Source organism: Sandarakinorhabdus sp., assembly GCF_051860625.1.
In the GTDB taxonomy this organism is placed as follows: domain Bacteria; phylum Pseudomonadota; class Alphaproteobacteria; order Sphingomonadales; family Sphingomonadaceae; genus Sandarakinorhabdus.
This window is the reverse complement of record NZ_JBHYDQ010000012.1, coordinates 1-25,763: the sequence shown is the minus strand read 5'-3', so window position 1 is coordinate 25,763 and position 25,763 is coordinate 1. Positions and strand designations below refer to the sequence as shown.

General features: G+C 65.5%; 23 protein-coding genes and 1 other annotated feature. Of the genes, 10 read left to right on the top strand and 13 right to left on the bottom strand.

Annotated features, from left to right (window positions below):
• Positions 1–39: 39 nt before the first annotated feature.
• The 7 genes from katG to ACTIEZ_RS11705 all read right to left on the bottom strand — a co-directional run bounded on the left by katG (position 40) and on the right by ACTIEZ_RS11705 (position 9,053).
• On the bottom strand, positions 40–2,241 hold the full coding sequence (gene katG / locus ACTIEZ_RS11735) for a catalase/peroxidase HPI (RefSeq protein WP_439546867.1): 2,202 nt from the start codon (positions 2,239–2,241) through the stop codon (positions 40–42).
• 208 nt (positions 2,242–2,449) lie between these two features.
• Positions 2,450–3,037: a cysteine dioxygenase gene (locus tag ACTIEZ_RS11730; RefSeq protein WP_439546866.1), complete on the bottom strand. Its 588-nt coding sequence runs from the start codon at positions 3,035–3,037 to the stop codon at positions 2,450–2,452.
• Positions 3,016–4,368, bottom strand: a complete 1,353-nt coding sequence (locus ACTIEZ_RS11725; protein WP_439546865.1) for a glutamine synthetase family protein — start codon at positions 4,366–4,368, stop codon at positions 3,016–3,018. Before ACTIEZ_RS11725 ends, ACTIEZ_RS11730 begins: the two co-directional genes overlap by 22 nt.
• Complete coding sequence (locus ACTIEZ_RS11720) at positions 4,365–5,735, bottom strand: aminotransferase (protein ID WP_439546864.1); 1,371 nt, start codon at positions 5,733–5,735, stop codon at positions 4,365–4,367. Before ACTIEZ_RS11720 ends, ACTIEZ_RS11725 begins: the two co-directional genes overlap by 4 nt.
• Positions 5,735–6,481, bottom strand: a complete 747-nt coding sequence (locus ACTIEZ_RS11715; RefSeq protein WP_439546863.1) for a gamma-glutamyl-gamma-aminobutyrate hydrolase family protein — start codon at positions 6,479–6,481, stop codon at positions 5,735–5,737. The genes ACTIEZ_RS11720 and ACTIEZ_RS11715 overlap by 1 nt, the downstream gene beginning before the upstream one ends.
• Entirely contained in the window at positions 6,481–7,701 is a 1,221-nt protein-coding gene (locus ACTIEZ_RS11710; protein WP_439546862.1) for an NAD(P)/FAD-dependent oxidoreductase, read from the bottom strand. Before ACTIEZ_RS11710 ends, ACTIEZ_RS11715 begins: the two co-directional genes overlap by 1 nt.
• Positions 7,702–7,706: 5 nt before the next feature.
• Positions 7,707–9,053: a glutamine synthetase family protein gene (locus ACTIEZ_RS11705; RefSeq protein WP_439546861.1), complete on the bottom strand. Its 1,347-nt coding sequence runs from the start codon at positions 9,051–9,053 to the stop codon at positions 7,707–7,709.
• A gap of 147 nt (positions 9,054–9,200) precedes the next feature.
• Here ACTIEZ_RS11705 and ACTIEZ_RS11700 point away from each other — a divergent pair, with 147 nt between their 5' ends.
• Complete coding sequence (locus ACTIEZ_RS11700) at positions 9,201–10,532, top strand: amino acid permease (RefSeq protein WP_439546860.1); 1,332 nt, start codon at positions 9,201–9,203, stop codon at positions 10,530–10,532.
• Position 10,533: 1 nt separating this feature from the next.
• Here the strand turns inward: ACTIEZ_RS11700 and ACTIEZ_RS11695 are convergent, their stop codons facing one another.
• Both ACTIEZ_RS11695 and ACTIEZ_RS11690 read right to left on the bottom strand, forming a co-directional pair.
• Complete coding sequence (locus tag ACTIEZ_RS11695) at positions 10,534–11,010, bottom strand: GreA/GreB family elongation factor (RefSeq protein ID WP_439546859.1); 477 nt, start codon at positions 11,008–11,010, stop codon at positions 10,534–10,536.
• Positions 11,007–12,503, bottom strand: a complete 1,497-nt coding sequence (locus ACTIEZ_RS11690) for an FAD-binding domain-containing protein (protein WP_439546858.1) — start codon at positions 12,501–12,503, stop codon at positions 11,007–11,009. The genes ACTIEZ_RS11695 and ACTIEZ_RS11690 overlap by 4 nt, the downstream gene beginning before the upstream one ends.
• Before the next feature lie 263 nt (positions 12,504–12,766).
• On the opposite strand from ACTIEZ_RS11690, the gene ACTIEZ_RS11685 reads away from it, so the two are divergent.
• Genes ACTIEZ_RS11685 through ACTIEZ_RS11675 form a run of 3 tightly spaced genes read left to right on the top strand, consistent with a single transcriptional unit; the run spans position 12,767 to position 14,679 of the window.
• The gene (locus tag ACTIEZ_RS11685; protein ID WP_439546857.1) at positions 12,767–13,915 is read left to right on the top strand and encodes a M42 family metallopeptidase; all 1,149 of its coding nucleotides are present in this window, start codon (positions 12,767–12,769) and stop codon (positions 13,913–13,915) included.
• Positions 13,916–13,925: 10 nt separating this feature from the next.
• The gene (locus tag ACTIEZ_RS11680; RefSeq protein WP_439546856.1) at positions 13,926–14,270 is read left to right on the top strand and encodes an arsenate reductase; all 345 of its coding nucleotides are present in this window, start codon (positions 13,926–13,928) and stop codon (positions 14,268–14,270) included.
• Position 14,271: 1 nt separating this feature from the next.
• Positions 14,272–14,679, top strand: coding sequence for an EVE domain-containing protein (locus tag ACTIEZ_RS11675; RefSeq protein WP_439546855.1), 408 nt, complete (start codon positions 14,272–14,274; stop codon positions 14,677–14,679).
• A gap of 4 nt (positions 14,680–14,683) precedes the next feature.
• On the opposite strand, the gene ACTIEZ_RS11670 is transcribed toward ACTIEZ_RS11675, so the two are convergent.
• The 4 genes from ACTIEZ_RS11670 to ACTIEZ_RS11655 form a co-directional block, all read right to left on the bottom strand.
• Entirely contained in the window at positions 14,684–16,126 is a 1,443-nt protein-coding gene (locus tag ACTIEZ_RS11670; RefSeq protein ID WP_439546854.1) for an MFS transporter, read from the bottom strand.
• Between the two features lie 124 nt (positions 16,127–16,250).
• Positions 16,251–17,093: a universal stress protein gene (locus tag ACTIEZ_RS11665; RefSeq protein ID WP_439546853.1), complete on the bottom strand. Its 843-nt coding sequence runs from the start codon at positions 17,091–17,093 to the stop codon at positions 16,251–16,253.
• A 10-nt stretch (positions 17,094–17,103) separates the two neighbouring features.
• On the bottom strand, positions 17,104–18,588 hold the full coding sequence (locus tag ACTIEZ_RS11660) for a SulP family inorganic anion transporter (RefSeq protein ID WP_439546852.1): 1,485 nt from the start codon (positions 18,586–18,588) through the stop codon (positions 17,104–17,106).
• Between the two features lie 67 nt (positions 18,589–18,655).
• Positions 18,656–18,708: a sequence feature (sul1 is cis-regulatory element that is thought to sense ions involved in sulfur or methionine metabolism; They are found in Alphaproteobacteria), on the bottom strand.
• A 58-nt stretch (positions 18,709–18,766) separates the two neighbouring features.
• Entirely contained in the window at positions 18,767–19,660 is an 894-nt protein-coding gene (locus ACTIEZ_RS11655; protein WP_439546851.1) for a LysR family transcriptional regulator, read from the bottom strand.
• Between the two features lie 110 nt (positions 19,661–19,770).
• On the opposite strand from ACTIEZ_RS11655, the gene wrbA reads away from it, so the two are divergent.
• From wrbA to maiA, 6 genes are all read left to right on the top strand, one after another.
• Positions 19,771–20,370 carry an NAD(P)H:quinone oxidoreductase gene (gene wrbA / locus ACTIEZ_RS11650; protein WP_439546850.1) on the top strand — a complete coding sequence of 200 codons (600 nt, stop codon included), beginning with the start codon at positions 19,771–19,773 and terminating at the stop codon, positions 20,368–20,370.
• A gap of 33 nt (positions 20,371–20,403) precedes the next feature.
• On the top strand, positions 20,404–21,255 hold the full coding sequence (gene panB, locus ACTIEZ_RS11645; protein ID WP_439546955.1) for a 3-methyl-2-oxobutanoate hydroxymethyltransferase: 852 nt from the start codon (positions 20,404–20,406) through the stop codon (positions 21,253–21,255).
• A gap of 96 nt (positions 21,256–21,351) precedes the next feature.
• Positions 21,352–22,092 carry a tetratricopeptide repeat protein gene (locus ACTIEZ_RS11640; RefSeq protein WP_439546849.1) on the top strand — a complete coding sequence of 247 codons (741 nt, stop codon included), beginning with the start codon at positions 21,352–21,354 and terminating at the stop codon, positions 22,090–22,092.
• Between the two features lie 2 nt (positions 22,093–22,094).
• Positions 22,095–23,459, top strand: coding sequence for an outer membrane protein assembly factor BamB family protein (locus ACTIEZ_RS11635; protein WP_439546848.1), 1,365 nt, complete (start codon positions 22,095–22,097; stop codon positions 23,457–23,459).
• A 27-nt stretch (positions 23,460–23,486) separates the two neighbouring features.
• Positions 23,487–24,923 (top strand): ribosome biogenesis GTPase Der, encoded by a 1,437-nt coding sequence (gene der / locus ACTIEZ_RS11630; RefSeq protein ID WP_439546847.1) that lies wholly within the window; start codon positions 23,487–23,489, stop codon positions 24,921–24,923.
• An 8-nt stretch (positions 24,924–24,931) separates the two neighbouring features.
• On the top strand, positions 24,932–25,567 hold the full coding sequence (maiA, locus tag ACTIEZ_RS11625; RefSeq protein WP_439546846.1) for a maleylacetoacetate isomerase: 636 nt from the start codon (positions 24,932–24,934) through the stop codon (positions 25,565–25,567).
• The last annotated feature ends 196 nt before the right edge of the window (positions 25,568–25,763 follow it).

Genomic DNA, 25,763 nt, shown 5'->3' with positions numbered 1-25,763 from the left:
TGCACGAACAAGGGCGGGCCGAAACCCGCCCCAGCCACATCATGCCAGATCGAAGCGATCGAGGTTCATCACCTTGGTCCAGGCAGCGGCGAAGTCCTTGATCATCAACGTTTCGCCATCGGCCGCGCCATAGACTTCGGCGATGGCACGCAGTTGCGAATTGCTGCCGAACACCAGATCGACGCGGCTGGCCGTCCAGCGCGTGTTGCCGGTGGCGCGGTCGCGGCCTTCGTAGTGATTGGCAACGTCTGCGGCGGGCACCCACATCGTGTCCATATCAAGCAGATGACGGAAATAGTCATTGCTCAGCACGCCGGGCCGATCGGTGAACACGCCCTGCGTATTGCCGTTGGCGTTACCGCCCAGCACGCGCAGGCCGCCGATCAGCACGGTCATTTCCGGCGCCGACAGGGTGAGCAATTGCGCGCGATCGACGAGCAGTTCCTCCGGGCGCAGCCGGCCATTTTCGAGGCCCGGCGCCAGATAGTTGCGGAAGCCATCGGCGCGCGGCTCCAGCGGCGCGAACGAGTCGGCATCCGTCTGCGCGTCGCTGGCGTCGGTGCGGCCGGGGCTGAACGGCAGGTGCAGCGCATGGCCGGCGGCCCTGGCGGCAGCCTCCACGGCAGCGGTGCCGGCCAGCACGATCAGATCGGCCAGCGATACGCGCTTGCCGCCGGTGGCCGCTGCATTGAACCGCGCCTGCACGGCTTCCAGCGCCTGCAGCACGCGCGCCAGCGTGGCCGGTTCATTCACCGCCCAATCGCGCTGCGGCGCCAGCCGGATGCGGCCGCCATTGGCGCCGCCACGCTTGTCGGAGCCGCGGAACGACGACGCTGCGCCCCAGGCGGTGCGGATCAGTTCGGCCGGGTCAATGCCCATGCCCAGCAACTGCGCCTTCAACGCGGCGGTATCGTCGGCATCGATCAGCGGATGATCGACCGTCGGCACCGGGTCCTGCCAGATCAATTCCTCGGCCGGCACCAGCGCGCCCAGATAGCGCGGCTTGGGCCCCATATCGCGGTGGGTCAGCTTGAACCAGGCGCGGGCGAAGGCATCGGCAAACTGATCGGGATTCTGGTGAAAGCGTTCGGAAATGGCGCGATAGGCCGGGTCCATCTTCATCGCCATGTCGGCGGTGCTCATCACCGGCTTGTGGCGACGGTTTGGATCATGGGCGTCGGGCACATTGGCTTCGCCGCCCACCGGCTCCCACACATGGCCGCCACCGGGGCCGCGTACCAGCTGCCAGTCATTGCCCAGCAGCGTGTCGAAATAGCTGTTGTCCCACTGGGTCGGAGTTGGCGTCCAGGCGCCTTCCAGGCCAGACGAGATGGTGTGCACGCCGTGGCCGGTGCCGAAGCTGTTGTGCCAGCCCAGCCCCATCAGCTCCAGATCGGCACCTTCGGGATCGGGGCCCATGTGCTCCGACGGATCGGCAGCGCCGTGCATCTTGCCGAATGTGTGGCCGCCGGCGGTGAGCGCCACGGTTTCCTCGTCATTCATGGCCATGCGGGCAAAGGTGTCGCGAATGTCACGCGCCGATTCCAGCGGATCATGATTGCCGTTCGGCCCTTCCGGGTTGACGTAGATCAGGCCCATCTGGACGGCGCCGAGCGCACCCTGCAATTCGCGATCGCCGCTGTAGCGTTCGTCGGCCAGCCATTCGCCTTCCGGACCCCAATAGATATCCTCTTCGGGTTGATAGACATCGGCACGGCCACCGCCGAAGCCGAAGGTCTTCAGGCCCATCGATTCGATCGCGGCATTGCCGGTGAGCACCAGCAGATCGGCCCAGCTCAGTGCCGCGCCATATTTGGCCTTCACCGGCCACAGCAGCCGGCGCGCCTTGTCGAGATTGACATTGTCCGGCCAGCTGTTGAGCGGGGCAAAGCGCTGCGTGCCGGTGCCGGCGCCGCCGCGGCCATCGCCGATGCGGTAGGTGCCAGCCGCGTGCCAGGCCATCCGCACGAAGAACGGGCCATAATGGCCATAATCCGCCGGCCACCAGCTTTTGCTGTCGGTCATCAGCGCCTTCAGGTCGGCCATCACGGCATCAAGATCGAGTGTCTTGAACGCGGCGCCATAATCAAAGGTGCGGCCCATCGGATCGGCGGCGGGCGGGTTCTGGTGCAGCATGCGCAGGTTGAGCTGATCCGGCCACCAATCCTGGTTGGCCATGCCGCGCGCCACGGCATTGGGGCTCACCCCGTGCATCACCGGGCATTTGTTGATCGCGTCCATCTTGTCCTCCTTTGCTGGCCAATCATATCATGACTGGAACTGGTGACAGCAAATTTGCCCCGGATTGCGCAAATCGCGAAACGCGCAACATTGGTGACGGTCATCGCCATTTTCGGTCAGCTAGCATCCTCGGCGATAGTGTTGACCTGGTTACAACCTATATCAAGGCCAGCTTCGCGGGCGGCTGGCAGAGGCACGCCGCCTCCGTTCAGGCGCGAAACGGCGGCGTTTCGGGGCCGTTCGCATAGCCGGAGATGAACGGCTTGCTGCCGCCCGCATCGGGAAAGACGTGGCGCTGGTGGCGGCCGATATCGGTGCCATAAATGTGGATGCTGACCGAAACGGCATCCGGCAGTGGGTTGGCAACCCGGTGGATGTCGCCGATGCCCGGCCCGACCGCCTCGATGTCGCCCGGCTGCAACAGGCGGGGCGGCCCCAGCGGCTGCGGCGGCGCATGGCCATCGGCGGTGTAGGCCTGGCTGGTCTCGGCGCCGCGCAGCAGGCCGACGATTCCCCACACGCCGTGATCATGCAAGGGCGTCTGCTGCGCCGGCCCCCATACGAAGCTGACAATGCTGAAGCGGCCCAGCGGATCGGCGTACAGCAGATATTGCTGATAATGCGCCGGGTGCGGCCGGGCATAGGCGGCGGGCAGCCAATCGTCTCGGCGCACGAGCGCTGCCAGCGCCGCCGCGATCTGCTGCAGATCAGGCCCGGCCAAGGCTGCCTGGGTGGCAGCGATGCAGCGGGCGAGGGCTGGCGGGGTCGCCACGGTCAGCTGCTGGCCAGATACCATTCGTGATCCGTGGCCGTGACGATTGCCTGATAGGCCTCCAGTTCGTGGCGTTTGACGGCGACGAACATGTCCACCACCTGGTCACCCAGCGCCGCGCGCAAGGGCGGCGAGGCGGCGAACCGGTGCAGCGCTGCCGACCAGTCGGTGGGCAACATGCGCTCGGGCGCGATCGCAGCATAGCCGTTGCCGATGGTGATCGGGCCGGGCGTGCGGGCGTTGGCCAGGCCATATTCGACACCGGCCAGCACGGCGGCGACGGCGAGATAGGGGTTGGTGTCGGCGCCCGAGACGCGATGTTCGAGGTGGCGGCTGGCCGGCGGCCCGGCGGGGATGCGCAAGGCGACAGTGCGATTGTTGATGCCCCAGGTCGCGGCGGTGGGGGCGTAGGTGTTGGGGCGCAACCGACGATAGCTGTTCATGTTGGGCGCGAAGATCGCCATGCTGTCGGGCAGCAGCGCCTGCAGGCCCGCGATGGCGTGCTGCAGCGCTGGCGTGCCTTCGGGGGCATCGGCGGCGAAGATATTCTGGCCGTGCGCGTCCAGCATGGAGATATGGATGTGCATACCCGAACCGGCGATGTCGGCGAACGGCTTGGCCATGAAGGTGGCGGCGAAGCCGTGCGCAGCGGCGCATTGATGGATGATGCGCTTGAACAGGATGGCTTCATCGCAGGCGCGCAGCGCGTCGGCGTGGTGGGTGAGGCCGATTTCCATCTGGCCGGGTGCGTTTTCGGTGATGGCGGCCTCGATGCGGATGCCGGCGGCATCGCCTGCGGCGTTCACGGCATCGAGAAACGGGCGCACGGCCGCAAGTTCGGCAAGGCCATAGACGTGGGGCAGGGAGGCGCCGTTGGCCGGGCGGGGCGTGCTGGTGTCGGCATCGAGCAGGTAGAATTCCAGCTCACAGGCCACCACCGGCGTCAGCCCGCGTGCGGCCAGCGCGGCGATCTGTGTGGACAGGATCTGGCGCGGATCGAGGGTGCAGGGCTGGCCATCGAGTTCGTGTAGGCTGGTGAGCAATTGCGCCGTGCCCGGCCCGCATTGCGGCGTGAGCGCCAGCGTGCCCGGCACCGGCCAGGCCAGGCGATCGGCGTCGCCATCTTCCCACACCAGCCCGGTTTCGGGCACATCGTCGCCGCGGATATCGTTGACCAGCAAGGAGCCGGGCAGGAAGCGACCCTGTTTGTACACGCTGAGCAGTTCGTGTCGGCGCAAGCGCTTGCCGCGCGCCACGCCGGCCATGTTGGTGAAGATCATGTCGATGGCGTCGACATGGGGGTTGGCGGCGAGGAAGGCTTCGCACTCGCTGGCGGGGGCAATGGACACGCTCATGCGAGAGCTGCCAGAGCGGGGGCGGCGTCTTCCAGCGCCTGGCCCAGACGCTCGACGATCAAATCGATTTGGGCGTGCGTGATGATCAGTGGCGGGCACATCACCAGCCTATCGTAAACGGCACGAACCATCACGCCGCGGGCGATGGCAGCATCGCGCACGATTGGCCCGGCGGTGCCGGGTGATGGCCCGAACCGCCTGTTGTCGGCTTTGTCGGCGACAATCTCGACAGCACCGAGCAGCCCGATGCTGCGCACTTCACCGACCAGCGGATGCGGTTTCAGGCGGGCGAGCGCGCTGGCCAGATAGGGGGCCAGATCGTTGGCGACGCCGGCCACCAGATTTTCGCGTTCCATGATGGCGATATTGGCCAGCGCGACGGCGGCGGCGACCGGGTGGCCGGAATAGGTAAAACCATGCACGAACTCGCCGCCGGTGCGCAGGGTTTCGGCGATTTTGGCGGTGACGGCGGTGGCGCTGATCGGCAGATAGCCTGATGAAATGCCCTTGGCCATGGTGATGATATCGGGCGAAATCCCGAAATGCTGGTGGCCGAACCATTTGCCCAGCCGGCCGAAACCGCAGATCACTTCGTCCATCACCAGCAATATGCCGTGGCGGCGGACGATGGGCACGATGGCGTCCCAGTAACCGGCCGGCGGGATGATGACGCCGCCGGCGCCCTGCACCGGCTCGGCGACAAACGCCGCGATATTGTGGGCGCCGACGGCAGCGATGCGGGCTTCCAGATCGTCGGCCAGCGCGGCGATAAAGGCCGCATCATCCAGACCTTCGGCTTCGCCAAAGCCATAGGGCTGGCGGACATGATGGATGCCCTCCAGCCGCGGCCCCTGGGCATGCATGCGGGCCATGCCGCCCAAGGACATGCTGCCGATGGTGGTGCCGTGATAGCCGTTGGTCCGTGCGATGAACTGCGTGCGGCCGGGTTCGCCCTTGATGTCCCAATATCGACGGATCATGCGCATGGCGGTGTCCATGGCTTCGGAACCACTGTTGCTGAAGAACACGTGCGGCAGTTTATAGTCGGTCAATTCCGCGACCTTGGCGGCAAGGGTGATCGCCGGCGGCGTCGCGGTCTTGAAGAAGCCGTTGTAATAGGGGAGTTCGAGCATCTGGGCGTGGGCGGCCTCCGCCAGTTCAGCGCGGCCATAACCGACCTGCACGCACCAAAGCCCGGCCATGGCATCGAGGATGCGGTTGCCGTCGCCGTCTTCGATAGTGACCCCTTGCGCGCGGGTGATCACCCGGCTGCCGCCCAGCGCGACGATCTCGGCAAAATCGGCCTGTGGCGGCAGATGATGCGCGACGTCGAGCCGCCGCAGTTCGTCGATATCGTAATTGCGCATCACTGATCCCCGCTTTCGCCGCGCGCGGCCTGGCCCAGCAGGGCGAAGAAAGCGCGGCTGTAATGATCGTTATCGGCATTCCATTCGGGATGCCACTGCACGCCGAGCAACGGCGCGCTGCCGCTGCGGCCAGACACGGCTTCGATCAGGCCGTCAGGCGCGCGCGCTTCAATGGTGAGGCCATGGGCGAGGTTGGCAATGCCCTGATAATGCACGCTGTTGACGGTGAGGCTGGTCTGACCGGTCATGGCGGCGAGCACGCCGCCCGGGGTGAGTGCGACATCATGGGTGTAATCGAACATGCCAGCAAAATCCACTTCGGCCGGCGCATGGTGCATCCCGCTGATCGCCGCCAGATCGGCGCGCAGCGTGCCGCCGAGCGCGACGTTGATTTCCTGCAAACCGCGGCAGATGCCGAACAATGGTTTGTTGTACTGGGCGGCCGCCTCCAGCAGCGTGACGGCGAGATGGTCGCGGTGGGGATCAAACGGTCCGGTGCCATCGCTGGCGCCGGAGCGGGCAGGTTCGAGATTGGACAGGCTACCGGTAAGCAGCACGGCATCGAGGCGGCGCACGATGTTGGCGATAACCTGGCCCGGCTCCAAAGCCGGCAGCAACACAGCATCGGCCGCCGCGTGGCGGGCAACGCCGTGGACATAGCGGTTCATCACCGCTTGCGCGGTTTCACTGCCGATCTGGCGGTTGCAGCAGATGATGCCGATGAGCGGGCGACTCTGGGGGCGCATCAGGCGGCGGCCTTCAGGCGGTCACGCAGTGCCAGTGCCAGCATGCCGGCGGTGTAGAGCGGCCGGCGCACCACCGCACCGCCCGGCCAGCGCCGCATCGGCAGGCTGGCGAGCAGATCAAAGTCTGCGCGGTTGCCGAGAATGGCATCGGCGATGGCCTGGCCGCTGGCCTGCGCCAACAGCAACCCATGGCCGGAATAGCCGTGGGCGTGCCACAGGCGCCTTTGCTGCCCGAGGATGGGAAAGCGGGAGACGCTGATGGCGACGGTGCCGCGCCAGGCGCGGTCCAGCGTTGCATCGGCCAGCATCGGGAACACCGCGGCAAGGCGCGGGCGCACCACGGCAGTGATATCGTCGGGCGGGTCGGGTGTGTAGCGTTCGCCGCCGCTGAACAGCAGGCGGCGCTGGGCATCGAGGCGGTAATAATCCAGCGCGAAGCGCGTGTCGGAGACGGCGGCGTTGCCCGGCAGCAGCCAGTTGGCAAGATCGGCGGGCAAGGGCGCGGTGGCGATGCTGTAGCTTTGAACCGGCATCAACTGGCCGGCGAATTTGCTGCGGCTGCCGTCGATGCTGAGTTGATCGACGCTGGCATCGCAAGCGATGATCAGTTGGTCGGCCTGCACCGTGCCGGTGTTGGTGGTGACGGTCACGTCCGTGGCGGTCGTGGTGACGGCCAGCGCCGGGTTGTTCTCGTGCAGCAGCGCGCCAGCGGCGATGGCGTGGCCGGCAAGCGCCAGGGCATAGGCGCCCGGATCGATATGGCCGCCGCCATGATCGAGCAGGCCGCCGTGATAGAGAGTCGCGCCGACGTGGCGGGGCAGATCGGCCGGCTCAACCAGTTCGGCATCGGGGTAATTCATGTCCACCGCCAGACAGCGGGCTTCGGCATCCATCCATTGCCGGTCGGACTTGAAGCTGGCGGCGGTGAGATGCCCGGTGGGGCGGAAGGCGCAAGCGTCTGTTGCCAGCATGGCGGAGCGGTCGCGCGCAGCCAGTGTGAGGTCGAACAGGCGGCGGGCGCGTTCCACCCCAAAGCGTTCAACCAGTGCAACGGCGCCCTGCCGGAAGCCGGGGATCAGTTGCCCGCCGCTGGCCCCGGTGGCGCCGGCGCCGGGCTGGCCGGCCTCCAGAATGATCACTGACGCACCGGCCTGGGCCAGCGCCAGGCCAGCGCTGAGCCCGGTGAGGCCGGCGCCGATGATGCAGATGTCGGCCTTCACCCGTTTCAGACCTTGAGCAGCAGATGCTCGCGCTCCCAAGAGGAGATGACCTCCTGATAGGCGTCGAGTTCGGCCTGCTTGATGGCGATGAAGGTGCTGATGAAATCCTCGCCCAGATATTGCCGGATCGGCTTGCAATTGGCGAAACGGTCGAGCGCTTCGTAGAGGGTGCGCGGCAGGGTGCGGGCCATGCGATAGGCCGAACCGGTGATGGCCTCGCGCGGTTCGATATTGTCGATCATGCCAATGAGGCCGCACAGCAGCGATGACGCGATGGCCAGATAAGGGTTGGCATCGGCGCCGGGCAGGCGGTTTTCGACGCGGCGATCGGTGCCGTGCGACCGCGGCACCCGCAGGCCACAGGTGCGGTTGTCCAGCCCCCATTGTACGTTGATCGGCGCGTCGTGGGCCGGCTTCATACGGCGGAAGCTGTTGACATTGGGCGCGAACAGCGGCGCGATCTGCGGCAGCAGGCGCTGCAGCCCGCCGATATAGGCGTGGAACAGCGGCGAATCGCTGCCATCAGGCAGGGCGAAGATATTGTTGCCATCGGCATCGATCACCGATTGGTGGATGTGCATCGCCGAACCCGGCTGGTTCTGCATGGGTTTGGCCATGAAGGTGGCGTGGATGCCGTGGCGCTGGGCAACCTGGCGGACGATGCGCTTGAACAGCAGGGCCTGATCGGCGCGGGCCATGGCATCGCCGTGCAGCAGGTTGATCTCCAGTTGGCCGGCGCCGGCTTCATGGATCAGCGTGTCGAGCTCCAGCCCGGCGCGTTCGGCGAAATCATAGAGCTCCTCGATCAGATCCTCATATTCGTTGATTGCCTCCAGGCCATAGGGTTCGGATACGGTTTCGGCGCGGCCGGACCGCCCGGCGGGTGTGTGCAGCGGCAGATCGGGATCGGCGTTGGTGGCAGTGAGGTAGAATTCCAGTTCGGGTGCCACCACCGGGGTCCAGCCGCGTTCCGCATAAAGATTGAGGATGCGGCGCAGCACGTTGCGCGGCGCGATCTCCACCGGATTGCCTCCCGAATAATGCGCATCGGCAATCACATAGGCCGTCTGGGTCTTGTAGCCTGGCGCGACGCGCAGGGTGGAAAGGTCGGGAATGACGATGACGTCCGGGTCAGACAGCGGCGCGATGTCGAGATCTTCGGGATAGCCGCCGGCGACCGTCACCATGAAGATGCTTGATGGCATGCGCAGCGATTGATCCTCCACCACGCGCAGGAATTTCGGCGCCGGCAGCACCTTGCCGCGGATGATACCGTTCATGTCGGGGACGATGCATTCGACCTCGGCGATGGCGCGAGCGGCCATCCATTGCTTGAGTTCTTCCTTGGTCATGCTGTCGATCTCGTTGATTGCAAACGACGCTGCCAATCTGGCACGGGCGCCCCGGTGTATGTCCATCCGCCAATTGGCGTGCCATGGTGACATATGTGCCTAGCACGATGGCTGGAGCGGGGGTAGCTTGTGGCAAAGGTGACGGGAATGAACGACGCGGCAGTGGCCGGCGCGGATATGCCGGCGCTGGCCAAATCGCTGAAGCGCCGCCACGTGACGATGATTACGCTGGGCGGGGTGATCGGCGCTGGCTTGTTCGTCGGCAGCAGCGCCGCCATCGCCACGATCGGGCCGGCTGTCGTCATCAGCTACGCCTTGGCTGGATTGATCGTGCTGCTGGTGATGCGGGTGATTGCGGCACTGGCGGCGGCGCTGCCTGGCGCCGGGGCCTTTACGGAATTTTCGCGGGCCGGGATTGGCCGCTGGGCCGGATTCACGGCGGGGTGGCTGTACTGGTATTTCTGGGCGATCGTGATCGGTATCGAGGCGATAGCCGGCGCGGCGATCATCGCGCAGTGGGTGAACCTGCCGACGTGGATTATCGGGCTGGTGGTGATGCTGTTGATGACCGCGTCCAACCTGCTGTCGACGCGCAGCTTCGGCGAGTTCGAATTCTGGTTTTCCACGATCAAGGTGGTCGCCATCCTGCTGTTCATCATGGTGTGTGCGGCCTTTCTGTTCGGGGTCGGGCCGGGCGTGTCGCCGGGTCTGGCCAATCTGACGGCGGATGGCGGGTTCGCGCCGATGGGCTGGGGCGCGGTGATGGCCGGGGTGACGGCGGTGATCTTTGCCATGGTCGGTGCCGAAATCGTGACGGTGGCGGCGGCCGAGGCCGAGGATTCGGCGGACATGGTCGCCAAGATGGCCAGCACGCTGATCCTGCGGATAAGCATCTTCTACATCGGCGCGATCTTCCTGATCATGTGCATCGTGCCGTGGCGCAGCGTGGTGGCCGGGCAATCGCCGTTCGCGATGGCGCTGGATATCGTCGGGGTGCCGGGGGCGGCGTTCATGATGAACCTTGTTGTGCTGGTGGCGGTGTTGTCGTGCCTGAATTCGGCGATCTATGTGGCGTCGCGAGCGCTGTTCACCTTGGCCGCCAATGGCGATGCACCGCGCTGGAGCGTGAAGATCACGCAGCGGGGCGTGCCGGCGCGATCGATCATCGCCTGTACCGCGGTGGGCTTTGCCAGCGTGGTGGCATCGGTGTTGTCGCCCGGCGTGGTATTTGCCTTTCTGGTCAATGCCTCCGGCGCGATCATCATCTTTGTCTATATGCTCACCGTGATTGCGGCGATCCGGCTGAACGTGGGCACCGGGCCGTTGCTCAGTTGGGGGCGCTATGCGGCGGTGGCAGCGATGCTGGCGGTGCTGGTGGCGATGGCGCGGACGCCGGAACTGGCGGTGCAATTATATGCCAGCCTGGGTTGTCTGGCGCTGGTGTTGATCGCGGCGGCGGTCACGCAGCGGCGGGCATGATTCACGGCCAGTTGATCGCCATCACCTCCCAGTTCTTTTCGCCGCCGGGCAGGCGCACGACGCGGACATCGCCCAATTTTGCCCCGCGCAGGGCACGAGCCAGCGGCGCGCTCCAGCCGATGCGGTTTCGGCTGGCATCCTGCTCATCGTCGCCGACCAGGGTGAGGGTGCGGCGGTTGTCGTCATCGTCGGCGATTTCGACGGTGCAGCCGAACAGCACCTTGTGGCGCTCCGTCTGGGTGGCGGGATCGACCACACGGGCGGCGGCCATGCGTTTGGCGAGGTGGCCGAGTTCGCGGTCAATTTCGCGCAAACGCTTGCGCCCATAGATATAATCGCCGTTTTCGCTGCGGTCGCCATTCCCGGCGGCCCAGCGCACCGTCTCCACCACCGGCGGGCGTTCGCCGTGCAGCAAATGATCGTATCGGGCGCGTAGGCTCGCCATGCCGGCCGGGGTGATGGGATTGCCGTCGCTCACAGGTCAAGGCTGCCTTGTGCCGTCGGCGCGGCTCGTTTGCGCTTGCGCTCCGTGCTGGGCAGGCCGGCCTTGCGGCTGCCGTGCTTGATCACGATGGCGCGGGCCGGGGCGGCGTGGGCGGGGTCGCGGCGGAGGGCGGTGATGGCAGCCTTGGCGTCGCGGGCGGCCTGTTCGTGGTGCACCAGCGGCAGCGGATAGGCACCGCGCAAGTCGGCGGGTGCCAACCATGGCTCGTGCAGCAGCGGCGTTGGCAGATGCGCCAGTTCCGGCAGCCAGCGCCGGATGAAATTGCCGTCCGGATCCTGATCATGGCCCTGCTTCACCGGGTTGTATATGCGCGGGATGTTGGTGCCGGTGGTGCCCGATTGCATCTGCACCTGGCTCCAGTGGATGCCCGGTTCGTAATCGGTGAACAGCCGCGCCAGCACCGCGCCGCTGTGGCGCCAATCGAGGCGCAGATGGTAGCTGGCGATGGCCATCACCATGGCGCGCATGCGGAAATTCAGCCAGCCGGTGGCGGCCAGGCTGCGCATGCAGGCATCGACGAAGGGCCAGCCGGTGGTGCCGGTCGCCCATGCCGTCAGCCGTTCGGCGTCGTGCTGGGGCAGGCCGGCATAGGCCGGATGCAGGCAGCGCGCCTCCAGCCAGGGCGCGTCCTCCAGCTTCTGGATGAAGTGGCAATGCCAGTGCAGCCGGCTGATGAAGCTGTCGATGGAACGGGTGAAGGTGAGATCGCCCTCGTTTTTCCAGGTGCTGCGCGCGGCCAGTGCCGCCTGATAGGCTTCGCGCATCGAGATTGTGCCGAGCGCCAGGTGCGGTGAGAGCCGCGAGCAATGATCGGCACCGCTGGCAGGCGCGGACATGGCGGCGCGATACGGGCGGCCGCGGGAAGCGAGGAAGCTTTTCAGCAGTTTCAGGCCTTCGCGGCGGCCGCCGGGCTGGCGGTCGCAGGGGTCGGGCGCGAGGCCGAGCGCGGCGGCATCCGGCAGGGGGTCGCCGGCAACATCGACCATGCGGATTGCGGCGGGCGCGGGCAGGCGGGGACTGCGCATCATCGCTTCCCAGCGCGCCGCCCAGCCGTTGCGGTTGTTCAGTGCGCGCCACACGCCATGCTGGCGGGCTTCGATCACCGGGACGCCGGCGCCGCGCGCCCAGCGCCGGGCGGCCTTGTCGCGGGCGAAGCTCCACAGATTGCCGGTTTCTTCGTGGGCGTGGAGGGCGGTGATGCCGTGCGCGGTGTGGAGATCGTGCAGCACCTGCACCGCATCGCCGACCCGAACCGCGAGCCGGGCGCTGCGCACTGCCAGGCTGCGGTCGAGATCGGCCAGCGCTTCCGCCAGGAACGCAAACTGCCTGCCGCTGGCATCCGGCTGCGCCCAAAGTTCCGGCTCTATGATGTACAGCGGCAGCACCGGCCGGCCGCTGGCGACCGCGGCGGTGAGCGGCGCATGGTCATGCACGCGCAAATCCCGTTTGAACCAGACGATGTCCATCGTTTGCTACTGGCCTTCGGTTTTGACAGCCTTGACGAAAATGCCGGGATTGGCGCTTGAATTCATGCGTTAAATCGATTCGTTGTATTCAGCGGTGATGGTTTGCGACGTCATGCACAATAGCGATGCGCCATGCTGTAGGACAGTGTTATAACAGAACATAAGGTGCCCGAATGCCGCTGTCACGCGTCGCGGCACCGCAGCAGGCTTGGCGACATACGCTTGGCTGTGCCAGTGGAATATAAACAACCGGGGGAATGATCATGCGTCGCGCCGTCTTGCTGCTGGGCATCACTGCCTGCCTTTCTGCGCCTGCCGTGGCGGCACCGGGCGACCGGATCGAGCGTCTGCTCGGTGAACTGGCCGATGCGCCAGGCCCGCCGGGATTTGAGGAACCGGTGCGCGCCATCATGGTGCGTGAACTGGCGCCGCTGGCTGACAAGATCAGCTATGACGGGCTGGGCTCGGTAATCGCCCAGCACGGCAGCACCGGCCCGCGCATCATGCTTGATGCCCATATGGACGAGATCGGCGGCATGGTGCGCCGGGTGACGCCCGGCGGTTTCATGACCATGCAGATGCTGGGCGGCTGGCTGGATCAGGCGCTGCTGGGGCAGCGTTGGGTGATCATCGGCAGCAAGGGCCCGGTAAAGGCGATCACCGGCATCCGCGATGTGCATGTGACGCCGGCCGACGAGCGCACCCGTGTGGTTTCGCGCGGCAGCATCTATCTGGATGTCGGTGCGAAAAATGCCGCCGAAGTCGCCGCGCTGGGCATCAGCCCCGGTGATCCGGTGGTGCCGGATGCGCCGTTCGCGGTGCTGGGCAGCGGCCGTTATCTGGGCAAGGCCTGGGATGATCGCGTCGGCTTGGTCGTGGTGATCGAGGCGCTGCGCCGGCTGGCCAAGGACGGCCACCCCAACCAGATTTTCGTGGCGGCGACCGTGCAGGAGGAAACCGGCCTGCGCGGCGCTGAAACCGCCGCCGACGTGATCAAGGCCGATATCGGCATCGCCATCGAAGGCGGTGTGGCGGGCGATCAGCCCGGCCTGAACCCGGACGAGACGCAGGCCGTGCTTGGCGGCGGGCCGGGGATTTTCCTGTATGACAGTTCGGCGCAGCCCAACCGCAAGCTGACCGCGCTGGTGGCAGCGACAGCAGACGCCATCAAGGTGCCGCTGCAGCGCGACCTGGTGCAGGGCTATGGCGACGACAGCGCCGCCATCCAGAAGAGCAATGGCGGGGTGCCGACGGTCAATCTGGTGGTGCCGGCGCGATACACCCATGCCCATAATGGCATCATCGACCGGGCGGATTTTGATGGCATGGTCGATCTGGTGGTGGCGCTGATCAAGCGGCTGGACGCAGCGACCGTTGCGCGGCTGCGGGATTTCACGCCGGGCTCGAAATAGGGGCAAAATCATGATTTTATATGGCATTCCCAATTGCGACACGGTGAAGAAGGCGCGCAGTTTCTTGACCGAGCGCGGCGTTGCGTATGATTTCCATGACTACAAGAAGGCCGGGGTGCCAGCCGATGCGCTGGACGGCTGGGTGGCGCGCTGGGGGTGGGAGGCGGTGCTGAACCGCGCCGGCACGACCTTCAAGAAATTGCCGGAGGCGGACAAGCAAGGCCTGGATACCGAGAGGGCGGTGGCACTGATGCTGGCCAATCCGTCGATGATCAAGCGGCCGATTTTGGAAGGCGCGAATGTGGCGTTGATCGGCTTCAAGCCGGACGCGTGGGTCGCGGAATTGGGGGCCTGACATGGCGCGCTGGTTGGTGAAATCGGAGCCGTTCAAATATAGCTGGGACCAGTTGGTGAAGGACGGCCAGACTGTATGGGATGGCGTGCGCAACAACCAGGCGGCGCAATATCTGCGCGCGATGAAACTGGGCGAAGAGCTGTTCTTCTACCATTCGAACGAGGGCCTGGCCGTGGTCGGCATTGCCGAGGTGGTGGGCGAACATTTCATCGACCCCAGCGATCCCAAGGCGCGCTTTCCTGCCGTGCTGGTCGGGCCGAAGGCGGCGTTGCCGAAGCCGGTGACGCTGGCGGCGATGAAGGCCGAGCCGCGGCTGGCGGGGATGGCGATGTTTCGGCAGTTCCGGCTGTCGGTCGCACCGGTGACGGATGCGGAGTGGGACGTGGTGTTGGAGCTGGCGCAGGCCTGATCCGCTATTCGGCTGCCTTGACGGCCAGTTGCCGCAGATTTTCCTCGTGATCGGCACGGCTGAGGCGGTAGGTGGAGATCACCGCGATCATCAGCAGCCAGAGGGTGAGGATAACCGGCACATACCAGGCGCCCAGTTGCCACAGGCTGCTGGCCGGCACCTGATCCGGGCTGGCGCCCTTGGGGAATTGGGCCAGGGTGAGCACGAAGCTCGCCGCCATCACGCCGAGGCCCTGCACGGATTTGCGGATGAAGGTGGCAGCGGCGAAGAACAGGCCCTCTGAGCGCCGGCCGGTCTTGAGTTCGGCTTGCTCGACGAGATCCGCGAGCATCGCCGAGCCGAGGATCTGGAAGCTGATGATCAGCCCGACATCGATCATGGTGATGATCAGCACAAGCCAGAACAGCGACGGATCGCCATTTTCCGGCAGCCAGCCGAACAGGCGCAGCACGATCGGCAGCGGCAGGATGGTGCCGGCGAGCAGCCCGATGACAATGGCACCACGTTTCTTGCCGATGCGTTTGGTCGCCATGGGGGCAATCACCGCGCCGATGACGGCGGACATGAACACGCTGGCCGTGATCAGGCCGATCTGCTCCGGGGAAAAGCCCCAGAAATAGGCGGAGAAATAGAAGGACAGCGATGCCGACAGGCCGCTTGCAACTGCGCCGAGCATCGTGGCGCCGAACACTGCACCGAAGCTGCGATTGCCAAGCGTTTCGAAGATCTCCTTGAACACCGTGCGCAAGCTGATGTCACGTTTGGGCGGCGGCAGCCGCAGATGCTTGATCCGGCCGTGGGTGCCCAGCGACGACACCATGATGGCCGTGAAGATCACCACTGAGGCGATGATGCCATAGACCTGATAGGCATCACGGTTGAACTGCCCGTTGGGGATGGCGGCGGTGGCAAACATCGGAAACAGCACGGCAAAGTTCATCACCGTCATGATGCTGCCGCCGGTCCAGCCGAAATAATAGCGCCAGCCGAGCAGCGACGCGCGCTGATCATAATCCGTCGCCAGTTCCGGTGCGAGTGCGGAACTGGGCGTTTCATAAAAGGTGATGGCGGTGCGGATCAGCACGGCCAAACCAAGCAGATACCAGAACAGCGCTGTTTGCGACCAGCCGGCGGGCGGATTCCAGATCAGGAAATAGGTAGCGGCCACCGGGATGGCCGATGCATACATGAACGGGTGACGCCGGCCCCATTTCGACCGGAGATTGTCCGACCAATAGCCGACGATGGGATCACTTATTGCATCGAAGATCAGCGCGATGGTGATGGCGAGGCCAACCAGCCGCGCGTCCAGCCCGATGACCTGGCTGTAGAACAGCAACAGGAAATAGCTGAACCCGCCATCCTTGATACCATAGGCGGCTGCCCCGAAGCCGTAGGCCAGTTTGGTGCGCAACGTGGGCGCGCCGCCGGGCACCGCTGCTGTCATCCTGTCCATCCCCATCGGTGCCGCATCGATTACCATGCGCTTTGGCGGGAGTATCAGCAGCTTGGGGCGACGTGTAAACGCGGCAATATGGCTAGGGTGCGAAGGGCTTCAGAAACCACCGCGTTCAGCGGAACAGCAGCACTGGCACCTGGCAGGCCTGCATCAGGCCGGTGGTGGTCGAGCCGACGAAGAAATTGCGCAGCGAAGAGTGGCCATAGGCGCCCATCACCAGCAATTGTGCGCCAACGCGATTGACGACTTCCTGCACGACCTGCGCCGGGGCGCCGGGATATTCGTGCAGCGTGGCATCGGGCAGGACACCGACGATCCAGTCGCGGTGGCGGCGGTGATTGTCGTCGTTGGCGCCGGCCATCACGACATGGACGGCGATATCGGTGAACAACGGACTGGAGGCGATATAGTGCGCCGCCTTACGGGCGCTGGCGCCGCCATCATAGGCGAGCACGGCGATGCTTGGCGCGGTGAATGTCCGCTCGGCAACCAGCACCGGGCGGATGCTTTCGCGGATGATGCGTTCCACCGTGCTGCCGATATGGCCGCGGGCGAAATCGGCGTCTTCGCCGCGCTTGCCGATCACCACCAGATCGGCATCGACTTCGCGTTCCACGATGGTTTCGATGATGCCGCCGTGGCGGTGGGTCTGTTTGATGCCGCTGACGCCGGCGGCTGTCAGTTGGTGTTCGGCTTCGGCCAGCACCAGCCGGCCGCGCTCGCGGGCCAGCTTGGCTTCGGCTTCGTTGATGCGCACCAATTCTTCCATCAGGCCGCTTCTGGCCGCCAGACCGATGGCGCCGCTGTGATCGTTGCGGGCAATCACGGCATCGCTGCGCTGGATGACGTGGAGCAGTTCAACGCCGGCGCCCAATTTGGCCGCGGCCCAGGCGGCGTGATCGACCACGCTGGTGGCAAAGGCGGACGGGTCGATGGGGGCAAGAATGGTCTGCATGGGCCGGTCCTCAATGGGCGGCGACATCGAATGTCGCCCCCGCCTTGTCGTGGGTGGCGAAACGATCGATTAGCGTGGCGCTGGCTTCGTTGAGGCCGATCAATTCCACGTCGGTGCCTTCGCGGCGGAATTTCAATACCACCTTGTCGAGCGTGGCAACGGCGGAAATATCCCAGAAATGCGCCGCGTGGACATCGATGATGACCCGGTCGATCACTTCGCGGAAATCGAAGGCGGCTTCGAAGCTTTCGGCCGAGGCAAAGAACATCTCGCCCTTCACCCGGTAGGTGCGGGTGGCGCCATCGGCCGACAGTTCGGCAGTGACGCTGAACAGCCGGCTGACCTTGGCAGCAAAGAAGATGCCCGACAGCAGCACGCCGGCCAGCACACCTTCGGCCAGATCCTGGGTGACGACCACCACGCTGACGGTGGCGAGCATGACCAGGCTGGATTGCCAGGGGTGGACACGCAGATTCTTGATCGATGTCCAACTGAAGGTGCCGATGGAGACCATGATCATCACTGCAACCAGCGCCGGCATCGGGATCTGCGCCACGACGGGGCCGAGCACGACGATCAGGAACAACAGGGTGCTGCCGGCGACGAACGCCGACAATCGCCCGGTGCCGCCGGATTTCACGTTGATCACCGATTGGCCGATCATCGCGCAGCCGCCCATGCCGCCCAGAAAGCCGGTGACGAAATTGGCGATGCCCTGACCATGGACTTCGCGCTTCTTGGCTGAAGGCGTGTCGGTGAGATCGTCGACGATCTGCGCGGTGAGCAGGCTTTCGATCAGGCCGACCGCCGCCATGGTGAGCGAATAGGGCAGGATGATGCGCAGCGTGTCGAGGCTGAGCGGCACATCGGGCAGGCGGAACAACGGCAGGGTGGAGGGCAGCGCGCCCTTGTCGCCCACGCGGTTCACATCGAGATCAAGCCAGATCGCGATTGCCGTGAGCACGATGATGGCGACCAGTGGTGACGGGACGGCCCTCGTCAGGCGCGGAAAGATGTAGATGATCGCCAGCGCGGCGGCGACCAGTGCATAGGTGATCGGTGTGACGCCGATCAATTCCGGCAACTGCGCCATGAAGATCAGGATGGCCAGCGCGTTGACGAAGCCGGTGATCACCGATTTCGACACGAAGCGCATCAAGAGATCGACGCGCAGATAGCCGGCGCCATATTGGATGACGCCCATCAGGATGGTGGCCGCGAACAGATATTCGACGCCATGATCGCGCACCAGCGACACCACCACGACAGCGACGGCGGCGGTGGCCGCAGAGATCATGCCGGGCCGGCCGCCGACCAGCGCGATGATCACAGCGATGGAGAAAGAGGCATAGAGCCCCACCGCCGGATCGACGCCGGCGATGATCGAAAAGCCGATGGCTTCGGGGATCAGCGCCAGCGCGACGACGATGCCGGCGAGGATATCGCCGCGCGGATTGGCCAGCCATTCGCGCGACAGCGCCTGGAGCCTGGTCATGAGAAAAATTGCCCTGTCACACAGCCGCCTGCCGCCCTTTGCGGGTCTGGTACGCAAGCGGAATAGTCGTTGCCGGGGGATAGGCGCCCGGATGAGCCACCCGGCAGCACCGGGTCCGATTGATTGATGCGAATAAGCCAGATTGCTGCAACCGGCAACCGGGCGTTTCTGTCGCGGTTCAGCCTGGCTGGCCAGCCAGCCAGTCCATCAGCCAGCGGGCCGCCGGGCCGGGCGTGTGGTCGGGGCGGTGCAGCAACTCGATCGGGTAGATGGTGCCGGGCCAGTCGGGCAGGCTGAGCTGCACCAGCGTGCCCGCCGCCAGATCGGCGGTGATCATCGGCACTGGCATGTTGCCCCAGCCGGCGCCGCTTTTCAGCAAAGCATGCTTGGCGCTCATGTCGCCCAGCCGCCAACTGCGCGGCGAAAGCACGCCGAAATCCTTGCCCTCGGTCAGCCGTGACCGGTCAGTGAGCACCAGTTGCAGATGGCGCTGGGCTTCGCCGGGCGGGATATCGGGCCGGGTCAGTGGATGGCCGGGGGCGGCCACCGGCACCAGCGGCACACCAGCGAGGGCGCGGCGTACGAGCCGTTCATTCACGCCCTCGATCGGGCCACCGATGGCCAGCGTCGCCGAACCGTCGAACAGCCGGGCCTGCACCGCGCCTAGCGCCTCGACATGCAAGCGTACCGACAGGGTGGGGAATTGTGCCTGCAGCGCGGTGAGCGCGGCGACCAGCATATTGGTGGGAAACATCACCGTGACACTGAGCGATAATTCGGCTTCCTGGCCGGCGCTGAGTGCAGCGACCCCCGCCTTCAGCTGGCTGACATTGGCCAATGTTTCGCGGGCGTGGGCGAGCACCAGCTTGCCGGCATCGGTGAGCTGCGGCCGGCGGGTGGTGCCCCGATGAAACAGCGCCAGGCCGAGCTGCATCTCCAGGCCGTCCAGTTGATAGGCGATCACCGACGTGGCGCGGCCCAGCGCGCGAGCGGCGGCGGCCAGGCTGCCGTGATCGGCGATGGCGATCATCACCGCCAATTGATCGAGCGTGGGCGTGCCGGGCACAGACATATCGAAAAACCTGATTATTCTGTTCGATATTATCCAGATTTTCCGATGGAACGCGAGGGGTTATTGCTGGGTTCGTTCCGGATAACCCGGCAAGATCAGGAGAGACGAACATGCCAAAACTGCTGGTGCTCTATTATTCGAGCTATGGTCATATCGAGGCGATGGCTGAAGCCGTTGCCGAAGGCGCGCGTGCGGCCGGCGCACATGTGGACATCAAGCGCGTGCCGGAAACCGTGCCTGACACGGTCGCTTCATCCAATCATTTCAAGCAGGATCAGGCGGCGCCGATCGCCACGGTCGACGAATTGCCCGATTATGACGCAATCATCGTCGGCGCGCCGACGCGTTTCGGCCGCATGCCGGGGCAGCTGGCGGCGTTCTTCGATGGCGCCGGTGGCCTGTGGGCCAAGGGCGCGCTGCACGGCAAGGTCGGCGGTGCCTTCACCAGCAGCGCCACCCAGCATGGCGGCAATGAGACGACGCTGTTTTCGATCATCACCAATCTGCTGCACTTCGGCATGGTGATCGTCGGCTTGCCCTACAGCCACCAGGGCCAGATGCGCATCGATGAAGTGGTGGGCGGCGCGCCCTATGGTGCGACCACCATCGCTGGCGGTGACGGCAGTCGGATGCCGAGCGAGACCGATCTGGCCGGCGCGCGCCACCAGGGCGAGTTGATTGCCAAAACAGCGGCCAAGCTGTTCGGTTGATGTGTGATGACCGCCGGCGTAGAGCCGGCGGTCATGAGCACGACCTTCACACTTGATACCGCCACCTCCCGCGCGCACCCGGTGCCGGAGCCGGTGCGGCGGTTGACCGTGCCGGCCATTGCCCGGCGCAAGGGCGGCGAACCGATCGTCATGCTGACCGCCTACACGGCGCGGATGGCGCAATTGCTCGATTCCCACTGCGATCTGCTGCTGGTCGGCGATTCGCTGGGGCAGGTGATTTATGGCCTCGACACCACGGTGAAGGTGAGCGTGGAGATGATGATCGCGCATGGGGCGGCGGTGGTGCGCGGATCATACCGCAGCGTGGTGGTGATCGATCTGCCGTTCGGCACTTATGAGGAAAGCCCGGAAGCGGCGTTCCGCACGGCAGCGCGGGTGATGCAGGAAACCGGCGCGGCGGCGGTGAAGCTGGAGGGCGGTGCGGTAATGGCGCCGACGGTGAAGTTCCTTGCCGAGCGCGGCATTCCGGTGATGGCGCATGTCGGGCTGACCCCGCAGGCGGTCAATGCGCTGGGCGGCTATGGCGCGCGCGGGCGCAGCGAGGCGGAGGCGGCCAAGATACTGGATGATGCCAGGGCGGTGGCGGCGGCCGGCTGTTTCGCGCTGGTCGTGGAAGGCGTCGTCGAGCCGCTGGCGCGTGCTATCACCGAAACCGTGGCCTGTCCGACCATCGGCATCGGCGCCTCGCCGGCCTGTGATGGCCAGGTGCTGGTGGTCGATGACATGCTGGGCATGTTTGAACGGGTGCCGCGGTTCGTCGAGCGGTTCGACGATCTGAAGACCCATATTTCGGCGGCGGCCGAGCGCTATGCCGGCGCCGTGCGCGACCGCAGCTTTCCGGGCGAAGCGCAGCTTTACCGATAAGCGGGGCGGGCCTTTACCTTTGCGGCGCCGTGGGGCATTCACCCGCCGGCAAGACAGGCCGTGGCAATTGCCCCGGCAACAGTGGAGCCTTGAACTTTGGCCAACACGCCAGCCACCCCCGACAACAGCTTCGTGCGCGAAGTCGACGAGGAATATCGTCGCGCGCAACTGGCTGGCCTGTGGCGGCGCTTTGGCTGGATTGCGGTGGCGCTGCTGCTGCTGGGCCTGGGCGGGCTGGCCGGCTGGCTGTTCTGGCAGGACCAGCAGGAAAAGGCCGCCGGCACGGCCGGTGCCGCGCTGACCCGTGCCATCGAACAGCTTGAGGTCGGCGATGGCGCCCGCGCCCGCCCGGTGCTCGATGCGATGGTGCGCGAAGGCCCCGGTGCCTACGCCGGTCTGGCCCGCATGGTGTTGGCCAATGATGCGCTGGCCGGCGGTGATAAGGCCAAGGCGCGCGGGCTTTATGAAGCTGTGGCCAACGACGGCGCCATGCCGCAGCCGCTGCGCGATGCTGCGCTGGTGAAGGCAGTGCGCACCGGATTTGATCAGATGCGCCCGGCCGATGTCGTGGCCAAACTGAAGCCGCTGGCGGTGCCGGGCAATGCCTGGTTCGGCGTGGCGGGCGAACTGGTGGCGGTGGCGCATATCCGCGCCGGGCAGCCGGAGGCCGCCAAGCCGATTCTGATCGCGCTGGTGAAGGACGAGCAGGCCAGCGCGTCGTTGCGCACGCGCGCCGCGCAGCTGGCGATTGCCGTGGGGGTTGATGTGGCGACGCTGGGCCTGCCCAGCGAAACGGAAGATGGGCCGCCACAACTGCCTGGCGCTGGGCCGCAATGAGGATGATCGGGATGAATATGGCCAATCCCGACATGACGCGCGTCACGGCCTGGCGGTCGTTGCTGATTCTGTTGCTGATGTGTGTGGCGCTGGCCGGCTGCGGCGTGTTCAAGAAAGCCAAGACCCGCACGCCGACCATCGGCGAGCGTATCCCGATCCTGAGCTTCGAAGCCGAAGCCGAAGCCGAAGCCGAGTTGCAGAATACGGCCGTGGTGCTGCCGGCGCCCGAAACCAATGCCGAATGGGCACAGCCCGGCGGATCACCGTCCAAGATCGGCGGGCATCTGACGCTGGCGGCGAACCCGGTGCAGGCGTGGACGGCCAATATCGGCAAGGGCAGCAGTGGCACCGCGCGGCTGAATGCCGAGCCGGTGGTCGGCGGCGGCAAGGTGTTCACCATCGACACGGCCGGCGAAGTGCGGGCATTTGATGCCGGCACCGGGCGCCTGGCCTGGCAGAATGAAGTGCGGCTGCCCAAGCGCGGCAACCGTGCGGCGTTCGGCGGCGGTGTGTCCTATGGCGATGGCCGCGTCTATATCGCGACCGGCTATGGCATCGCGTCGGCGATGGACGCGGCCAGTGGCAAGATCCTGTGGGAACGCCCGCTGGTGCAACCGCTGCGCGGTTCGCCGAGCGTGGACGGCAACCGGGTATTTTTCCTGAGCCAGGACAATCAGTTGCACGCGCTGGATGGCGCGTCTGGCGAATTGCTGTGGACGGTGGCCGGCACGGTTGAGGTCGCCTGCATCCTGGGCACCGGCGCGCCGGCGATTGCGCAGGATACGGTGGTGGCCGGGTTCTGCTCGGGTGAATTGAACGCGCTGAGGGCCGAAAACGGCCGCACCGTGTGGCAGGATCAACTGGCGCGCACCGGCCGCTCGACGGCAATGGCGGCGCTGGCCGATATCGACGGATCGCCGGTGATCGACCGCGGCCGGGTGTTTGCCATCGGCCATGGCGGCCGCATGGTGGCGCTGGAAATGGCGACCGGGCAGCGTGCCTGGGAACGCAATTTCGCCGGCGTGTGGACGCCGTGGGCAGCGGGCGAATTCCTGTACATCGTCACGGTCGATGGCGAAGTGCTGTGCGTGACCCGCGCCGAAGGCAAGGTGCGCTGGATCACCAAGCTCGATCAATATCGCAAGCCCAAGAAGAAACAGGATCCGATCCAGTGGGCCGGGCCGGTGCTGGCCAGCGAACGGCTGTGGATGGCTGGATCGAACCGCGAGCTGGTTGCGGTGGACCCCTATGAGGGCAAGCAGTTGACCAGCATCAAGCTGAAGGCGCCTGCCTTTCTGCCGCCGGTGGTGGCGGGCGGAATGATGTACATGCTCACCGATGATGGCACGCTGACCGCCTATCGCTAAATCGCCAGCGCTGGTAAGGCGCTGGCCATGAATGTTGGCAATATCCTCGATCTTCCCGCTGATGCACCGCGGGTGGCCATTGTTGGCCGCCCCAATGTGGGCAAATCCACCCTGTTCAACCGGCTGGTCGGCCGCAGGCTGGCGCTGGTGGATGATCAGCCCGGCGTGACCCGCGATCGCCGTGAAGGCGCCGCCAGCCTGTTCGATCTGGATTTCGTGGCGGTGGACACCGCCGGGTTCGAGGATGGCAGCGAGGAAAGCCTGTCCGGCCGGATGCGCGCCCAGACCGAAGCGGCGGTGAGCCGGGCGACGGTGGCATTGCTGGTCTATGATGCGCGCGCCGGGATCACGCCGCTGGATGAACATTTCGCCGCCTGGTTGCGCCGGCGCGGGGTGCCGCTGGTGCTGGTGGCCAACAAGGCTGAAGGGCTGGCGGCCGAGGCCGGGTTCAATGAAGGCCATTCGCTGGGCTTTGGCGAACCGATCGGCATGTCGGCCGAACATGGCCTCGGGCTGGCCGATCTCTATGAAGCGCTGAAGCCGTTTCTGGAGGATGAGGCTGAGGTTGCTGCAGCGGAAGCAGCCGAAGCTGCGGGCATGGACGTTGCGGACAGCGAAGACGCAGAGCCGGCACCGGAAGGTCCGCTGAAGCTTGCCATCGTTGGCCGGCCGAACGCTGGAAAATCGACTTTGATCAATCGCTTGCTGGGCGAACAGCGGCTGGTGACCGGGCCCGAGGCCGGCATCACCCGCGATTCGATCGCCATCGAATGGGAATGGCCGGACCGCGAAGGCCAGATCCGCCAGGTGCGCCTGATTGACACTGCCGGTTTGCGCAAGCGGGCCAAGGTAACCGACAAATTGGAGCGGCTGGCGGCGACCGACACGGGCTTGGCCATCGATTTTGCCGAGGTGGTGGTGTTGCTGCTCGATGCGACGCTGGGCCTGGAGGCGCAGGATCTGCGCATCGCCGACAAGGTGCTTTCGGAAGGTCGCGCGCTGATCATCGCGCTCAACAAATGGGATGCGGCGCACGACCAGAGCAAATTGTTCCAGGGCGTGCGCAAGGCGCTGGACGAGGGGCTGAGCCAGGTGAAGGGCGTGCCATTGCTCACCTGTTCGGGCGCGACCGGCAAGGGGCTGGATATCTTGATCGAAGTGGCGTTCACCACGCGCACGCGCTGGTCACGCCGGGTGCCGACATCAGCGCTCAATCGCTGGTTCGAAGCCGCGACGGACCGCAATCCGCCGCCGGCGCCTGGCGGCACACGGGTGAAATTGCGCTATGTCACTCAAGTGGCGACGCGTCCGCCGACGTTCGTGGTGTTCGGCAACCGCACCGATGCATTGCCGGCCAGCTATCAACGGTACCTGACCAACAGCCTGTCGGGCGATCTGGATTTTGGCGGCCTGCCGATTCGGTTGAGTTTCCGCGGCGGGCGCAATCCGTTTCATACCAAATAGGGTCAGCCATGATCCGGCTGCACGGTTACTGGCGATCGACGGCGGCGTGGCGGGTGCGGCTGGCGTTGGCGGCCAAGGGCCTGGCCTATGACAGCGTTGCGGTGAATTTGCTCGATAACGAGCAACGAGGGCAGGGTCATCTGGCGCTCAATCTGCAAGGGCTGGTGCCTGTGCTGGAGCATGACGGGGTTGTGCTGACGCAGAGCCTGGCCATCATCGAATATCTGGACGAGCTGTTTCCCGATCCGCCGCTGTTGCCGGCCGATCCGGCCAATCGGGCACGGGCGCGGGCGGCGGCTTTGATCGTGGCGGCGGAGGTGCACCCGCTGGGAAATCTGCGCGTGCAGCGCTGGCTGCGCAGCGAAATGGGGCAGGACGATGCGGCCGTCAGCGGCTGGCTGCATCATTGGATGGCCGATGGTCTGGCAGCGCTTGAGGCAATGGCTCAGCAATTTGGCGGCCGTTGTCTGATCGGGGATGATATCAGCATCGCCGATCTGGCGCTGGTGCCGCAACTTTACAATGCGCGGCGTTTTAATCTTTCGCTAACCCGTTATCCACGATTGCTGGATTGTGAAGCAATGGTTGCGAAACAACCATGGGCTGGAATCACGCGGCCCGAGGTGCAAGCCGGATCAGTCTGATATTGCCCAGTTTTTGCAGCGGCGGCGCAACCATTATGGTTGCATTGTCGTAAAAGTCGGCTAGAAAATATAACGTGCGTAAGCGTACGTTATTTGCCGGGGGGTATCATGAGCTACATGGTCGTGTCCGTCAATGTGGTGTAATTTGGGGTGTGGCACCGGGCCGTCATCGTCAGGCGGCTTTGGGTGTAATTTG